General features: G+C 66.2%; 14 protein-coding genes. 5 read left to right on the top strand and 9 right to left on the bottom strand.

Annotation, left to right across the window (positions count from 1 at the left end):
- Window positions 1–33 precede the first annotated feature (33 nt).
- A complete protein-coding gene (locus tag O5O54_RS19315; RefSeq protein WP_279483484.1) occupies window positions 34–2034 on the top strand; it encodes a bifunctional diguanylate cyclase/phosphodiesterase in 2001 nt (666 codons plus the stop codon).
- Between the two features lie 141 nt (window positions 2035–2175).
- Window positions 2176–2505, top strand: coding sequence for a response regulator (locus O5O54_RS19310; protein ID WP_279483483.1), 330 nt, complete (start codon window positions 2176–2178; stop codon window positions 2503–2505).
- Between the two features lie 197 nt (window positions 2506–2702).
- On the opposite strand, the gene O5O54_RS19305 is transcribed toward O5O54_RS19310, so the two are convergent.
- Complete coding sequence (locus O5O54_RS19305; RefSeq protein ID WP_279483482.1) at window positions 2703–2849, bottom strand: hypothetical protein; 147 nt, start codon at window positions 2847–2849, stop codon at window positions 2703–2705.
- A 246-nt stretch (window positions 2850–3095) separates the two neighbouring features.
- Here O5O54_RS19305 and O5O54_RS19300 point away from each other — a divergent pair, with 246 nt between their 5' ends.
- Window positions 3096–4049, top strand: coding sequence for a YbhN family protein (locus O5O54_RS19300; RefSeq protein WP_279483481.1), 954 nt, complete (start codon window positions 3096–3098; stop codon window positions 4047–4049).
- 8 nt (window positions 4050–4057) lie between these two features.
- On the opposite strand, the gene O5O54_RS19295 is transcribed toward O5O54_RS19300, so the two are convergent.
- Entirely contained in the window at window positions 4058–4873 is an 816-nt protein-coding gene (locus O5O54_RS19295; protein WP_279483480.1) for a DUF1194 domain-containing protein, read from the bottom strand.
- Between the two features lie 143 nt (window positions 4874–5016).
- Between O5O54_RS19295 and O5O54_RS19290 the strand changes: the two genes are divergently transcribed.
- Window positions 5017–6762 carry a hypothetical protein gene (locus O5O54_RS19290; RefSeq protein ID WP_279483479.1) on the top strand — a complete coding sequence of 582 codons (1746 nt, stop codon included), beginning with the start codon at window positions 5017–5019 and terminating at the stop codon, window positions 6760–6762.
- Between the two features lie 78 nt (window positions 6763–6840).
- Here O5O54_RS19290 and O5O54_RS19285 read toward each other — a convergent pair whose 3' ends face one another.
- From O5O54_RS19285 to O5O54_RS19265, 5 genes are all read right to left on the bottom strand, one after another.
- Window positions 6841–8295 carry an aspartate aminotransferase family protein gene (locus O5O54_RS19285; RefSeq protein ID WP_407061733.1) on the bottom strand — a complete coding sequence of 485 codons (1455 nt, stop codon included), beginning with the start codon at window positions 8293–8295 and terminating at the stop codon, window positions 6841–6843.
- Window positions 8296–8305: 10 nt separating this feature from the next.
- Window positions 8306–9319 carry an NAD(P)-dependent oxidoreductase gene (locus O5O54_RS19280; RefSeq protein WP_279483478.1) on the bottom strand — a complete coding sequence of 338 codons (1014 nt, stop codon included), beginning with the start codon at window positions 9317–9319 and terminating at the stop codon, window positions 8306–8308.
- Window positions 9316–9756, bottom strand: a complete 441-nt coding sequence (locus O5O54_RS19275) for an EamA family transporter (RefSeq protein WP_279483477.1) — start codon at window positions 9754–9756, stop codon at window positions 9316–9318. Before O5O54_RS19275 ends, O5O54_RS19280 begins: the two co-directional genes overlap by 4 nt.
- A gap of 134 nt (window positions 9757–9890) precedes the next feature.
- Window positions 9891–11237 (bottom strand): FAD-binding oxidoreductase, encoded by a 1347-nt coding sequence (locus O5O54_RS19270; protein ID WP_279483476.1) that lies wholly within the window; start codon window positions 11235–11237, stop codon window positions 9891–9893.
- Window positions 11230–12672: a UbiA family prenyltransferase gene (locus O5O54_RS19265; RefSeq protein ID WP_279483475.1), complete on the bottom strand. Its 1443-nt coding sequence runs from the start codon at window positions 12670–12672 to the stop codon at window positions 11230–11232. Before O5O54_RS19265 ends, O5O54_RS19270 begins: the two co-directional genes overlap by 8 nt.
- A gap of 485 nt (window positions 12673–13157) precedes the next feature.
- Between O5O54_RS19265 and O5O54_RS19260 the strand changes: the two genes are divergently transcribed.
- Window positions 13158–13976, top strand: a complete 819-nt coding sequence (locus O5O54_RS19260; RefSeq protein ID WP_279483474.1) for an outer membrane protein — start codon at window positions 13158–13160, stop codon at window positions 13974–13976.
- An 84-nt stretch (window positions 13977–14060) separates the two neighbouring features.
- Here O5O54_RS19260 and O5O54_RS19255 read toward each other — a convergent pair whose 3' ends face one another.
- Together O5O54_RS19255 and O5O54_RS19250 are read right to left on the bottom strand one after the other, a co-directional pair.
- Window positions 14061–14522, bottom strand: a complete 462-nt coding sequence (locus O5O54_RS19255) for an RpiB/LacA/LacB family sugar-phosphate isomerase (RefSeq protein ID WP_279483473.1) — start codon at window positions 14520–14522, stop codon at window positions 14061–14063.
- Window positions 14523–14628: 106 nt separating this feature from the next.
- A complete protein-coding gene (locus tag O5O54_RS19250; RefSeq protein ID WP_279483472.1) occupies window positions 14629–15603 on the bottom strand; it encodes a sugar-binding transcriptional regulator in 975 nt (324 codons plus the stop codon).
- Between the last annotated feature and the right edge of the window lie 197 nt (window positions 15604–15800).

Raw genomic sequence — 15800 nt, 5'->3', positions numbered from 1 at the left:
GATACGCTTCGGAGGTCAAGGAATGCGGATGCCATGATCAATTTCCTCAAGCGATATTCCGCTACAGCAATCGGCGCGGGTGCCGTCCTGGCGGCCGTCGCGACGGCGGGCGTCTATATCAGCCGGGAAACGGTCTCCAACCTCGTTGCGGGAACCGCGCAGGAGCGCGCTCAGGGTTTCGTGCGATATCTCGGGGAGACCAACGGCGCGCTGGACGCGCTTCTGACCGGTCTCTCGCGCGATCCCGACCTGGAAACCGAGGTGCGTGCCGTCGCCCTGGCTTCGGGCCTCGAGAACTTCACGATCTTCGACATCGACGGGCAACCGGAATTCTCGCTGAAGTCGGAAGCCCATGCGTGGCTGCTGCGCGAGCGGCCCGGCGGCATCCGCGGCATGGACAGCCTCGCGCAGAGCGCGGTCGAGCGTCCCGGCGAGTGGACGGAGGTCACCCGGACCGAAACCGGCGGACGCCTCGTGATCAGCCCATTGGACAAGGGCGGGCAGCGCCTCGCCTTCGTCGCTGTGACGCCCGACATGACCGGCGTCGAGGAGCGCTACGTCACGGTCATCGGCCTGTCGATCGCGGGCCTGATCGGGGTGCTGGTGGTGGCGGCCGGCGTTCCAGGCCTCATCTACATCCGCCGCAAATGGCGGATCGAACAGGCGGACGAGCGCATCCAGTTCCTCGCCAATCACGATACCTTGACCAAGCTCCTGAACCGCAAGCGCATCGAGGAAGACGCCGGTCGCATCCTGGCGACCTGCCGCGCGACCCGCGAGCGGCTCGCCGTCTGGGCTCTCGACATCGAAGGTCTGGCCGACATCAACGAGAGCGTCGGCCAGGAGGGCGGCGACGAGCTCCTGCGCACGGTCGCGGACCGGCTGCTCAGCGTGATCGACCGTAACGACCTCGTCGCCCGGACCGGCGCGGACGACTTCGTCATCATCCAGCGCAACCTTCAGAGCATCAACGACATCGAAGCCCTCGCCCGCCGGATCCGGCTGGAGGTCGAGACCCCGGTCGCCATCGGCGGCCTGACGCTGCAGCCCCGGCTCTGCGCGGGCGTCTCCACCGTGCCGGAGCACGGGCGCACCATCGTCCAACTGTTCCAGCACGCTGAACTCGCGCTGCTCGTCCACAAGAGTTCGAAGCGGGGCGACTATGTCCTGTTCGAGCCGTCGATGGACGAGGAGGCCAGCCAGCGCCGGATGATCGAGCGCCGCATGCGCGAGGCGCTGGACCAGGATCAGTTTGAGCTCTTCTACCAGCCGATCGTGCGCGCGACAGACAAGCGCATCCTGGGTTTCGAGAGCCTGATCCGCCTTCCCGACGGCCTCGGCGGCTACATCCCCCCGTCCCTCTTCATCCCGATCGCGGAAGCGCGCGGCTACATCAAGGCGATCGGCGACTGGGTGCTGCGCGAGGCGACCCGCCAGATCGCGCTGTGGCCCGACGACCTGTTCATCTCGGTCAACCTGTCCGCCGTTCAGTTTCGGGACGGCGACCTCGTTCAGATCGTGAAGGACGCTCTGGAGACGTCGGGCATCGCGGGTCACCGGCTGGAGATCGAGGTCGTCGAGAGCCTGCTTCTCGACCGGTCCGATTCCGTGCTGACGCAGTTGCAGGAGCTGAAGACGCTCGGCGTCTCCATCGCGATGGACGACTTCGGCACCGGCTACTCCTCGCTCGGCTACCTCTGGCGCTTCCCCTTCGACAAGCTGAAGATCGACCAGTCCTTCATGATCGCCTTCGAACAGGGCGAATCGAGCATCCGGCAGATCATCGGCACCATCGTCAGCCTCGGCCATCACATGAACCTCAAGGTCGTGACGGAAGGCATCGAAACGGCCGAGCAGGCCGCGATGCTTCAGGAACTCGGCTGCGACCAGCTCCAGGGCTACCTCTTCGGCAAGCCGGTGGCGGCCGAGCGCGTGGCCGCTGAGATGATGACGTCGATCTCCCTGCGCGCGAGTCGGCTCACCGCCGCGGCGGAGCCGATCGGAATGGACGAGCCCCGGCTTGCCGCCGTCTGAGGTCGTCGATCATACATCACCGGCGCGTCGGCGATCGCTAGTATGGTAAATGAAAAGTCAATAAGATCAGGCAAGTTTATTTTTCATCGGAGCGAACCAAGTCCAGCCGACGCCGTTCTACAGGAAACGAGGGCTTCTAAGATGCGCGTACTGATCCTGGAAGACGAACCCCTGATCGCGATGGATCTCGAGGACATCATCCTCGACATGCTGGATGCGGACTGCGTCTGGGCGAGCAGTCTTAACGACGGCCTGATGCGGATCAGGGAAGGCGTGGACTTCGCACTCCTGGACTTCGATCTGGGAGGCGCCAACTCGCTGCCCGTGGCGCGCTGCCTCGAAGCGATGAACATTCCCTTCTGCTTCGTGTCGGGCAGCCTGTCCGAAGTTCCCAGCCGGTTCAGCAACGTGCCCAAGGTCGCCAAGCCCTACAAGTCGGCGGACATCGCTCGGGTCTTCGCCGCCGCCTGAGGGCGCGGCGGCGGCCTGCCCTCCCCGCCTGCTTCGGTACGCAAGACCTGATCCGAAGCGCGCCGGCGGAGCGGCACGGACATCATCGCTCCGGTATGCTTACCAATCACCTAACGCCGACAGTGCAAACCCACAGACAATGAAAAAAGGCCGGCAAGCCGGCCTTTCGCTGCTTCGGTGACCCGCCCTTCGCGAGATCAGCGAGCGACGTCGCGAACTGCGGCGCCCGTGGCATCGACCGTGTTGCCGACGTCGCGCCCGACGCCCCGCACGGTATTGGCGCAGCCCGACACGACCATGACGGCGGCAAGCGTAGCGGCGACGACGGAAATGCGACGGATCATGACCAAACTCCTCAGGGTCCCGATTGCGGCAAGGGAACGGCGAATACGCCCGCCGGTTCCACGCTCCCGCCACATTTCCTCCGGGCAGCGGGCGCAGCGGCTAAACCGTAACGATAGCTCGCGCGCGATTTGTCCGACAGTTGAAGGCGGGTCGCTTTCCTCCGACGGGTCTAGCGCTTATGTCTGCGTCCGGGCGAGGCGGACGCCTCGGCTGGCGCGGACGCCTCGGCAAGGGAAGGAACGGGCATGAAGTGGAAGGACGCCATCTGGCCCTGCGTGGGACTTGCGGCCGTGGTCCTCTCCTGTTGGATTCTCTACAAGGAAGTCAGAGGCCTTTCCCTGGACGATATCTGGACAAGCTTCCAGAATGTCGGCTGGGGTCAGTGGGCGCTTTCCACCCTGTGCGCGATCCTGGCCTATGCCGTGCTCGCCTACTACGACCGCCTCGCGTTGCGGCACCTCGACCGCAAGGTCTCCCTGCCCTTCGTGGCGGCGACGTCCTTCACCACCTATGCTCTGTCCCACAATATCGGCGCGTCGGTCTTCTCCGGGGCCGTGGTGCGCTATCGTGCCTACAGTTCGCGTGGACTGACGCCGTCCGAGATCGCGCTGCTGATCGCCTTCTGCTCCTTCACCTTCGCGCTTGGTATCCTGGTGCTCACGGCGCTGACGCAGATCGCCGACCCGACGATGATCCGCCGCTATGTCGACGTCGATCCGTGGGTGCCCCTCGGCATCGCCGCCGTCATCGTTGTCGGCATCGGGCTTTACGTCGTCGGGAGCTTCAAGGGGTTCAGACCCCGCAAGATCGGCAGCTTCCTGCTGCAGTATCCGAGGCGGGACGTGGTGCTTCGGCAGCTCGTCGCCGCGCCGCTCGAGATCGTCGCGGCGGCCGGCATCATCTTCTTCGCTCTGCCGCCGGACAACAATCCCGGCTTCGTGATCGTGCTGGCGATCTTCGTCGTGTCGTTCTCGCTGGCGCTCGTGTCGCACGCACCGGGCGGCCTCGGGGTGCTCGAAGTGACCTTTCTCACCGGCCTGTCCGACGTGCCCGAAACCGACGTCCTCGCCGCTCTTCTGGTCTTCCGGATCCTCTACCTCCTGATACCGTTCGCGATCGCGATCGTCATGGTGCTGACCTTCGAGCAGAACGCCATCCGCCAGCGCCGCCGGGCCGCCGCCGGCGCTCAACGATCGTGAGGAGCCGCCTACTGCTGCCAGCGCTCCTGCCACTGGCGCTCGCCGATGAGGCAATTGGCGGCGCCGCCATCGGCGGCCGCCTTCAGGACGCCGGCCGTCTCCGGCTGTCGCAACGGCCATAGTCCGGCAAGCTCCAGAACCAGCTTGCGCCGTACGACCTCGGGAAACTGCTCCCAGTCGTTGACCGGGATCATGAAGGCGCCCGGCCCGCCGATCACGCAGTCGCTGTAGTAGCGATCGAGGTCGCGGATCGAGCCCCAGGCACCCTGTCGCTCGTCGCCCTGCGTCATCAGAGGCAGACCGTTGATCGTAATGCCCCGGGCGATCGCGGCATCGCGCGCGTCCGTTACCGGGCGTCCCTGATTGTTGGGTCCGTCTCCCGACACGTCGACCACCCGGCGCATGCCTTCGAAGCCGTTGCCATCGAAAAGATTGGCGGCAAAATCGATCGCCGAGGAAATCGAAGTGCGGCGCAGCCGGTCGGGCGCGGCGTTCGACAGGCGATAGGCGAAGGCTTCCGCCGCTTCCTTGCCGTCGATCAGCGTCCAGGGCAACACCACGCTTTGCGACATTTCCCCGGCCCATTCGACATAGGTCACCGCGACGCGCCCGTGGACCCCGTCCGCGATGGCCTCATGCAGTTCGGGACTTCGAAAGGCGGCGACATAGCCGTTTCGCTGGATGTCCAGCTCGCCGTAGTCCATGGACCAGGACACGTCGACCGCGATCACGAGCTCGACGTCGACCGGTTCCTCGGCCGCCGCGCGGGTCGGAGCCAGCATCAGAAGCGATCCCGAGATCGCGAGAGCGACAAGGTTCAGCATCCCGGCAGGGTCCGCCGATTTGCGGCCCGGCGCAAGTGGTGATCGTGGGGATGTGACCGCAGGTGGCAATCGGACGCAACGTAATGGGAGCTTAAGCATAGTTTGGAAGAGTGGCGGCGCCGCGCAACGACCGAAAGCTGCCGATGTCCATTCCCCTCGATGCCAGCGTCGGCGCAGACCGCCCATCGCGCGTCTCGCCCTTTTCCGCGCTCCTGTCGCCCTATGCCATCGGCGCCATGGTGCTGGCTGCCTGCGCCGTCACCCTGACGCTCCACGTCACGCTGCCGGTCGGTCCGATGTACTGGGACCTTTTCGTCTATGTGGACGGGGGCTGGCGCGTCCTGACCGGGCAGATGCCGTCGGTGGACTTCTTCACCCCGGTCGGCCCGCTCGGCTACTGGCTCTACGCAGCGGCCATGACGCTGTTCCCGGACGGGCACCCGCTCCTGCTCGCGCAGTGGATGCTGATGCCGGTGACCTTGACGGCCCTGCTGCCCGTCCTCGCGTGGATCGACAAGCGGTCGCGGCGCCTCGCGCTGGCTCTTCTGCTGCCCTTCCTGGTGTTCCAGCTTCTGCCGACGAATGTCGAGCAGTACTCGACCTTCCCGGCGATCGACGGGTTCGGCATCTACAACCGGCACATGACGCAGATCCTCTACGTCCTGACCGTCGCGCTCGTCTTCGAGCGGCGCCAGCGCATGCTCTTCTTCGTGATCGCCTGGACCTGCGCCGCCCTGTTCCTCACCAAGATCACGGGCTTCATCTGCGCCGGCATGCTCTGCGCCTTCGCCTTCGCGGCCGGACGGGTCCAGTTCCGGACGGCGCTTGCGGCTCTTTTGGCTTTCGCGCTGGTGCTGGCGGGTCTTGAAGCCGCCTTCGGCGTCGTCAGCGCCTATGTGCAGGACATCCTCACCCTCGTCCGGCTCAACGAGAACATCATCCTCGTTCGCTTCATCCAGGCGTCGTCGCTTCACTTCGGCGTCGTCGGAACGGGCGCCCTCTTGCTGCTCGCGCTTCTCTGGGTGGATCGCAAGGGGCTGGTCGCCGCCGCATCGAACGCCGTCCGCCAGCCACTCCAGGGAGCGCGCTGGGCCGCGCTGTTCGACCGGGACGTCCTTTGGCTCGGCGTCGCCCTGTTCGTCGGCATCTTCTGTGAGACGCAGAACACCGGCAGCCAGGCCTTCATCTTCCTGTGGCCGATCCTCCTGCGCATCGCCTGCAACGCCTCGCTGCACTCGACCCGCGCCACGACGGCGATCCTCGTGCTCGTCGCGGCCGTCGCGATGCCGCCGATCGTCAACGTGGTGCACCGGACGAGCCGCGCCCTGGTGGTGCAGATCAAGTACGACCACGTGCCGCTCGAGGAGCTCCGCGCGCTGGACACCGTGAGCCAGCGGACGGAGATGACCGAACGCGCCGACAAGATGCTTCTGCACTACTCGCGCTTCCCCGAGGCCTACCAGGCGCTGGCCGACATGAAGGAACTCCCGACCTTCTGGCTCTATTCCGACCTGGACTTCCAGTCCGGCTGGATGACCTCCACCAACGACGCCGTGCGCGAGATCCGCGCCTACGAGGCCGCCCACAACGTGCGGTTCGAGACGATCATGAGCCTGAACTTCACCAACGTCTTCCCCTACGCGATGGAGCGCAGGGCCACGCCCTACATCGCGATCGGCGCGGATCCGTTCCGCGCCGTTCCTCCGGCCAGTGCCCGCACCACGGAAGCCGTGCGCCAGACCGACCTGATCATGATGCCGCTCTGCCCCATCACCGTGGCGAACGAGATGCTGCACGACGTCTATCGCGAGGGCATGAAGGACCATGTCCGGGTATCGCTGTCGCCCTGCTGGGACGCCTATATCCGACCGGACCTGGCGAACCGCTGAGGCCGGCCGGAGCGACCAACGAAAAAGGCCGGGTCCTGCGACCCGGCCTTTTTCATGCGCATTCCCGGAGAGGATGGCTCAGCCCATCTGCGTCTTCACGAAGTCCTTGACGATCGACACGATGCCGCGGCCGAGGAGGTCGTCCAGCGCGTCGCAGAACTGGTCGACGTTCTCGTGGCTGCAGATCAGCGGCGGCTCCAGGCGGATGACATTGCGGTTGTACTCGGTGAAAGCCACGAGGCAGTCGTAGTCCTTCAGGAGAAGGGCGCCGATGAAGCCGGACAGCGAGCCCTTGAGCTTGTCGTCCAGGAGGGCCACGACCGGACGCAGCGCGAAGGGCAGCGTCTGCGAGAAGTCGTGGAACTCGAGGCCGACCATCAGCCCCCTGCCCCGGACCTCCTTGATGATCGACGGGTACTTCTGCTTGATCGCCTGCAGGCGCTCCTTGAGATAAGCGCCGACGACCTCGGCATTGCCGATCAGGTCCTCGTCGTAGAGCGTGTTGAGCGCCTCGATCGAAGTGGCGCAGCCCTCGCCGATGCCGCCGAACGTGGCATGGGCGTGGATCATCGCGGTCTTCGGCGTGCCGTAGGCCTTCATGTAGACGTCGCGCTTGGCGATCATGGCGGCCATGGCCGCCTTGCCGCCGCCGAAGCTCTTGGCGAGCGCCGTCACGTCCGGCACCACGCCGTGGTGCTCGAAGGCGTAGAAGCGACCCGTGCGCCCGTAGCCGCACTGCACCTCGTCGGCCACCCAGATCACCTTGTGCTGGTCGCACAGGGCGCGAACGCCCTGCCAGTATTCGGTCGGCGCCTCGATGATGCCGCCGCCGCCCTGCACCGTCTCCAGCACCACGACGCCGACATCCGGGTCGGAGCGCACCACGGCGGTGAGCGCCGCGAGGTCGCCGAAGGGCACGCGGTAGGTGTTGTCGACCAGCTTGAACTCGCCCTTGTAGAGCGGCGAGTCGGTGATCGACAGGACGCCCTTGGTCTTGCCGTGGAACGAGTTCTCGGCATGGACGATCTTGCAATTCTTGCGGCCGGAGGCGCGCTCGGCCACCTTGATGGCGGCCTCCATGGCTTCCGAGCCGGACGATCCGAGGAACACCATGTCGAGGTCGCCCGGCGAGCAGGCCGCCACGTTCTTGGCCAGCGCCGCGGCATACTGCGACAGGAAGGCGATCGCGATCTCGTGCCGCTTCTCGTCCTGGAAGGTCTTGCGGGCCTCCAGGATGCGCGGATGATTGTGGCCGAAGGCCAGCGAGCCGAAGCCGCCGAAGAAGTCGAGGATCTTCCGGCCGTTCTGATCGATGTAGAACATGCCCTCGGCCCGCTCGACCTTCACCTTGTGAAAGCCGAGCAGCTTCATGAAATGGAACTGACCGGGGTTGATGTGCTCCTTGAAGACGTCCGCCATGGTGCCGACGTCCATGGCCTTGGCCTGGTCGAGGGTCAGCATGTCGGGCTTCTTCGGCCCCTGCCGCGGGGCGGCGTCGAGCGAGGGGGCGGCGGTCGTCGGACGATCGAGCATCAAGAGGTCCTCACTCGGCGGGATGGGGATAGGCGGAGGCGGGAGCCGGACGGCCCTCCTTCTTCGCGCGGTACTCGCTGTAGGCGGCGATCAGCATGTCCTCGTCGCGGTACTGTGGCACCCAGCCGAGGTCGCGCTTGCCCTTGGAGACGTCGAGCACGCATTCCTCGTCGGCGATGAGGTACTGCTCGGGGTCCATCAGCGGCTTGTTCAGCCAGTCGAGGAGATCCAGCGTGCGCTTGACGGCAAAGCCCGGAGTCGGGATCAGGATCGACTTCGAGCCGGCATGGCGCACGAGGTCGCCGAGGAGCTTCCTGACCGGCGGCGGGTTCAGCGAGCCGAGATTGTAGGCCTCGTTCGGCACGTCCGCCTTCCAGGCGAGACGCGCGGCTTCGGCGCAGTCGAACACGGAGATGAACTGGTAGGGATTGCGGCCTGATCCGATCATCGGAACCGGAAGGTTCGCGTCGATCAGCTTGAACAGCTTCTCCAGGATGCCGAGCCGCCCCGGCCCGATGATCAGGCGCGGGCGGAAGAGCGAGATGCGCATGCCGCGTTTGCGCCAGTCGGCGGCGAGATATTCGGTGTCGAGCTTGGACTGGCCGTACTCGCCGAGCGGGGCGACCGGATGGTCCTCCGTCATCGGCGTCGTGACCGTGTGGCCGTAGATCATGTCGGTGGTGAAGTGGACGAGGCGGTCGGCGCCGGCGCGGTCCATCGCCTCGATGATGTGCTTCGTGCCGTCGTAGTTGACGGGATAGAAGAACTCGTGGCGCTTCGCCCGCACCTGCAGGGGCGAGAGCATCTTGGCCGACAGGTTGTAGACCATGTCGCCCGGCTCGATCGGCACGGCGTCGACGGCCGCCGGATCGGTGACATCGACATGCATGTGGCGGGCGCAGGAATAGTGCGACAGGTCGCTCTTGGCGATGTCGGCCACCACGACCTCCTCGCCGTCCGAAACGAGGCGCTTGGCGAGGTGGCGGCCGACGAATCCGTCGCCGCCGAAGATCACGTGCTTCATCGGGTGGCTCCTTCAGTGGAATGGTTCTGGGCGACGGTCGCGAGCGGCGCGTCCTCGGCCACCTTCGAGCCGGTCCGTGCGATCAGGATCGTGCCGACGCAGATCAGGGCGATTCCGCCGATGCGGGACGCGTTGAGTTCCTCGCCGAACAGAAACCAGGCGGCGAAGGCGACCACGACATAGGCGAGGCTCAGGAACGGATAGGCGTAGCTCAGCTCGACCTTCGACAGGACAAAGAGGTGCGAGGCCATCGAGACCACGAAGGTCAGGAGCCCGAGGAAGACGAAGGGGCTGAAGACGATCGACAGGATCTTGATGAGCGGGTTGACGCCGGCGAAGCTCAACGGCCCCAGCTGCATCATGCCGTATTTCAGCAGCATCTGCGCCGCCGCGTTGGTGAACACGGTGAAGAGAATGAAGGGGATGTATCGGCTCATGCCTGCCTTCCCGGCTGGGGTTTCGGACCGGATCCTTGGCGGAGCCGGAATGCGATGCGGTTAAGAGGCCGGAGGATTCCGGCTTCGGCAGAGCCTTTCTCGGGCCAGCGTCAATCAATCCTTGCGGCCGTCCCTCAGGCCGCCGCGCCGAGCCGTCTGCCCCCGTCGAGCCGCAGGGCGGTCCGGCTCCAGAAGTCGGAGCGGATGGCGGGGTCGCGCATCGCCTCCAGCTTGCGCCAGCGCGGAAAGGAGGCCTCGAAGACCTCGGGCGCCATGCGCGAATCCTTGTAGGGGTTCACCGCACCGCCCGCCTCCACCGTGATCCGGTCGAGCTCGGCCATCAGCGCCAGGGTCGACGCCCCCCGGTTGGGGAAATCGAGGGTCAGCGTGTAGCCGCGCCGCGGGAAGCTGAGGAGCCCGGGGCTCGGCATGTCGCCGAAGCGCTTGAGCACCGTCAGGAACGAGCCCTGCCCGTGCGAAGCGGCGCAGTCGAGCAGCGCGCGCACCGCCTGCCGCCCCATCTCCTCCGGCACGACGCTCTGGTGCTGGTGCAGGCCCTGCGGTCCGTAGAGCCGGTTCCAGGCGCCGACGCGGTCGAGCGGGTAGAAGAACCCGTCGAAGGGCACCGAACGGGTTGCCTCCTCCGCCCTCAGCTTGCGGAAGTTCGCCTCGTTGAACGCCTTGAGCGCGAAGCCGCGCAAGGGGCTGACCGGCGGGGTGAAGGGCACGGTGAAGAGGGGCCGGCGCGCCCGTCCCATCCGGTCGCCCGACCCCGCATGGTCGCCGCAGATCAGATGCCCTCGCCCGAAGGAGGCGCCCTTGGCGAGCTGGTCGATCCAGGCGACCGCGTATTCGTGGCGGTCGTCGGCCTCGGCCGCGCGGGCAAAGTAGTCGTCGAGACAGGACAGGCGGTGCGTCGTCTCGCGGATCGTCAGCGAGGGCACGGCCATCAGCCGGAGCCGGACGCGCGTCACGATGCCGGTCAGCCCCATCCCGCCGATCGTGGCGGCGAAGAGGTCGGCGTTCTGCGCTCGCGAGCACGTGACCGCGCCGATGTCGGATCGCACCAGCGTGAAGGCTTCGACCCATTGGCCGAAAGTGCCGCGCCGGTGATGGTTCTTGCCGTGGACGTCGTTGGCGAGCGCCCCGCCGAGCGTCACGAACTGGGTGCCGGGGGTGACCGGCAGGAACCAGCCGTGCGGCGCGACGCGCTCGGTCAGCTCGTGCAGCAGGACGCCGGCCTCGGCCTCGACGATCCCGTCCATCGTGTCGAGGGACAGGATCCGGTTGCGGCTGCGCATGTCGATCAGGACGCCCGCATCGTTCAGGCAGGTGTCGCCGTAGGATCGGCCGTTACCCCGCGGCAGGAGGCCCGACGGTGTGCGCAGGGTGGGAAAGGCGTCGGCCTCCGGCGCTACGACCGCACGCCGGCCGCCGGGCGGGGGCGGCGTGCGCCCCCAGTTGTCATAAGGTTCAGGCATAGGCCGCCACCATGAACATGCAGGCGCCGAGCACCATCATCACCTGGGAGCGCCAGTCGCGCATGATAAAGACCACCGGGTCGTCGTTCATCTCCTGGCGCCGGGCGAGAACCCAGATGCGCACGATGATGTAAAGGACGAGCGGGCAGAGCGGCCACAGAAGATAGGGGTGCTGGTAGAGGTCCCGCACCTCGCCGCTGTCGATATAGAGCGCGAGCACCAGGACGGCCGCGAAGCCCGACGCCATGCCCGCCTGGCCGACGGTGTCGAGATCGACGTCGACATAGCCCCGGCCCGTGGAGGAGCGGTTTGCCCCGCCGCCGAAGTCCAGGATCTCAACGAAGCGCTTCACCAGCGCCAGCGACAGGAAGAAGAAGATCGAGAAGGCGAGCAGCCAGAACGATTCCGTTGACTGGATCGCGACCGCGCCGGCGATGATGCGGGTCGTGTAGAGGCCGGCGAGCGTGAGGACGTCGATCAGCAGCATGCGCTTCAGCGCGAAGGAATAGGCGGTCGTCGCCGCCATGTAGAAGGCGAGCGTCGCGGTGAACTGCCACGGCAGGAGCGCCGATATCGCAAAGGATGACAGGAACAGCCCCGCGGCGAGCATCAGGCCCGCCGGGATCGGCACGAGGCCGCTGGCGAAGGGACGCCTGTGCTTGGTCTTGTGGCGCCGGTCGGCCGACAGGTCGAGGAGGTCGTTGAGGATGTAGACCGAGGACGCGGCCAGCGAGAAGCAGACGAAGGCCAGAAGCGCCTTCACGATCATCGGGCCGTCAAGGAACTCGTGGTTCAGCACCATGGGCACGAAGACGAGGACGTTCTTGGTCCACTGGTGCGGACGCATCGCCTTCAGCATGCCGCGCAGCATCGACCCCTCGTCGGTGATCAGGCGTGCGGGGCGCGTCGCGCTCCCGTGCCAGCGCCGCGCGGAGCGGTCCGGCTGGACGACGGTGGCGCTCTCGGCCGCCTCGAACAGGCAGACGTCGTCGTGCGAATTGCCGAAATAGTCGAAGCCCTGCTCACCGCAGGACGCGCGGATCCTCTCGAGCTTGCGTCCGGACGACAGGTTCACCTGCCGGTCGCTCGCCATCACCTCATCGAACAGGCCGAGATGCTGCGAGACCTTGCAGGCCAGACGCTCGTTGGACGCCGTCGCGAGAACGATCCGCCGCCCGGCCTCGCGCTCCCGGCGCAGCGCATCGACGACCTCGCCGCGATAGGGCAGCGTCGAGGCGTCTATCTCGGTGCGCGCGGCGAGCTCGTCCTTTAACACCGCCTTGCCCTGGAAGGCCCAGCCGAACAGGCGCCAGAAGCTCAAGGGTTCCTGGCGGGCGAAGTGGAACAGGCTTTCCCAGAGAAGATCTCCGCGGATCAACGTTCCGTCGAGATCGACGAACAGCGGCCGTCCCGTCCGCGTGACGTATGTATCCATGACGATGTCCCTGCCGACGCTTCAATGCTGGCGAGGACTATCTTCGCGACCGCGTTTCCTGACCGTAAAGCGAAAGCGAATCAGACGTATTCCGAAGATCATGATTAAGAGGACGGTATCATCCGCCCGTCGATTCTCCGGTCGAGGTTCAGTTCCCGGCAAGGTTCGGGTCCCGCGCGTCCTCCTTCGAAGGATGAACCGCAGCTGTCCGCTAGGCATCACCAAGTGGTGAAGCGGCACGCCGACGGATCGGCTCGAGCCTAAAACGCCCGGCGCGAAAGGGTTTGAGCGAAGTCGGCCGCATCGTAGCGCTCGAGCGTGCGTGACGCATCGGCAACAGAGGGTGACCATGCCGCCTCAGTGCCATTGCTGTCGATCGCGCTCCATTATCTTATGCGCAGGACAGTCGGGGCCACGCCTCGGCGATCGCCCCAAAAACAGGCCGCCCCGCAACGACGGACGGCGGACCGCTGGAGAGCCGAACCATGAAGCGCCTTGCCATTCTTCTCGCCTCCGCCGCGCTCGTGTCGCCGGCGCTCGCCGCCGACGTCGTGTACGAGGAGCCCGCGGCGCCGATGGCCGTGATGGCCCCGGTGTCCAACTGGACCGGCCTCTACCTCGGCATCCAGGGCGGCGGTGCTTTCAACCCGAGCAACGGCGACAACCTCTCCATCGTCCCGAACTTCACGGGCGCCGGCGCGACCTTCCTGACCAATGCCTTCGGCAACAGCTTCTCGACCGAGTTCGAGTCGAGCTTCATCGGCGGCGCGCATGTCGGCTACGACTACCAGATCGACCGCTTCGTGGTCGGCGCGCTGATCGACATCAACGCGCTCGACATCGCGCAGCGCTCCAGCGCCTTCTCCAACACCCCGGCCTTCTACACGGCCGAGCGCAGCCTCGACTTCCTGGCGACCGGCCGCCTGCGCGCCGGTTACCTCGTGACCGACAGCGCCCTCCTCTACGCCACGGGCGGTGTCGCCTACGGCGAGGTCGACTACGGCTTCGCGACCAACAGCCCGGCCGTGACGGCCGCCTTCCCGGCCGTTCTCAGCTCGGACGAGGACGAGTGGGGCTACTCCGTCGGCGGCGGCATGGAAGTTAAGGTCACGCAGAACATCTCGTTCGGCGCCGAATACCTCTACACCAACCTCGGCGATGGCGGCTCGTTCACGCGCCTCAACGGCGGTCCGTTCGACGGTTCGGGCACGGCGGTCATCCCCGGCCAGTTCACCGATTTCCGCTCCAACGGCGACTTCGACTTCCACACGATCACGGCCAAGCTGTCCTACCGCTTCAACTAAGAAGCCGACCGCTTCCCATACAGAAAAGCCCGCCGCATCCTCCGATGCGGCGGGCTTTTCATTGGCCGTTTGCCAAAGAGCAACTCAGCCGGCGTTGTACTTGCGATCCAGCGCGTCGATCGCGTCGACGTTGGCGGCGGACGCGCCGGCCGGATCGAACTCCGATTCCAGGTACTTGTCGACGATCGCCTTGGCGAGTTCGGAGCCGATGACGCGGGCGCCCATGGTGATGATCTGGGCGTTGTTGCTCTTGGCCGCACGTTCGGCGGAATAGGTGTCGTGGGTCAGGGCCGCGCGGATGCCCGGCACCTTGTTGGCCGAAATGTTGACGCCGATGCCGGTACCGCAGCACAGGATGGCGCGGTCGTACTGGCCGTCCACGACCTGGCGCGCGATGCGCTCCGAGGTGGTCGCATACTTCTCCGACGCGCCGTCCGGCGCTTGGCTCGCATCGACGACCTCAAGGCCGGCGCGCCCGGCGAGGTGGTCCTTGATGGCCTGAACGAGGGGCTGGCCCGCACCGTCGCCGCCGAGAATGATCTTCATGAGTCTCACCTGTGCTGATTGGAGCCGGAGTGCCGGCCGTTGAGCGGCGTTCGACAACGCCTTTCTGATCATAATAACGCCCCAGCGTTCATACGATCAAGGCAGATCAGCTCCCTCGGGACGCTTGATCCAAGGCGAGGATACCATGGGCATTTGCTAGCGAGGTCGCGATCACGTCGATCGCACCCGTGCGCAGAGCGGCCAGGATCGGCATGGCCTTGGTCGGCTCGGCGGCAACGGCGATGGCCGTCGGGATAGCGCGGATATCGGCCAGGCGCAGCCCCACGACCCGTCCGCCGAGAATCTCGTTTCGCTCGCGTCCCTCGATGTCGTAGAAGTCGTAGCCCATGAGGTCGCCGACGACGCCGGCCGCGCGCGCGGCCAGCAGCTCCTCTCGGCGGAACCAGCCCATCCGCGCCATGTGGCTCTCCTCGCCGAGATCGCCGACGCCGACCAGCGCGAAGGCGGCGCTCCGGCCGAGATCCAGCGTCTGCTTGACGGTCGGGTTCGCCATCAGCCCGGCGCGCAGCGCGGCGTCCGGCACGTAGGCCGGGGCATAGAGGGTTTCGGGAACGCCGCCGAACCGCCGTGCAAGCTTTCGGCAGATGTGGTCCGCGTTGGCCGGCTCGCCGGCCTGATGCGCGCCGCCGGTTGCCGAAATGAAGGTCGCTGCCTCCAGGACCGGTCGCCCGCGCGTTTCCGCTACGGCAGCGATGTTGCGCCCCATGCCGACGGCCACCACCGCACCCTCGAAGAGCACCCGTTCCAGATAGTCCGCGACTAGCAAGGCCACCTCGGCCCGCTGCGCGTCGGGATCGCGCCGGTCGACCGCGATCAGCGCCGTCCTCACGCCGAATCGCTCTTGAAGCCGCCGTTCGAGGTCGGCTTCGATCGCGCGATGGATCCGGATTCGCACGTCCACGATGCCGGCTTCGCGCGCCTGTCGCAGCAGCCGGTTCACCTTCATGCGGGATAGGCCGAGTTCGTCCGCGATTTCGGCCTGGGTCGCCTGCCCCTCGTAGTAGCGACGGGCCACCTGCATCATCGTCTCGACATCGGCGGGCGCTACGGTTTCGGTCATCGTCTCACCGTTCCTGCGGATGCGTCCGGCTACGGCCGGTCCATGTGTTCATATGTCGGCCATTTGTTCATATGAACGTTTTTCATGCCATGGAGATTGATTCAAGCGCCTGCTCGTGTTTGTGGTGGCGCGGAGGACTAAAGGGGCGTCGAGTGCCGCACGCCCCGCCCACAGGCACCCAAAGGCGACGACGCCGC

It is taken from the genome of Aureimonas sp. SK2 (assembly GCF_029813115.1).
Lineage (GTDB): Bacteria > Pseudomonadota > Alphaproteobacteria > Rhizobiales > Rhizobiaceae > Aureimonas.
The sequence above is the reverse complement of the archived record's forward strand: the minus strand, read 5'-3'. Positions and strand labels throughout refer to the sequence as shown.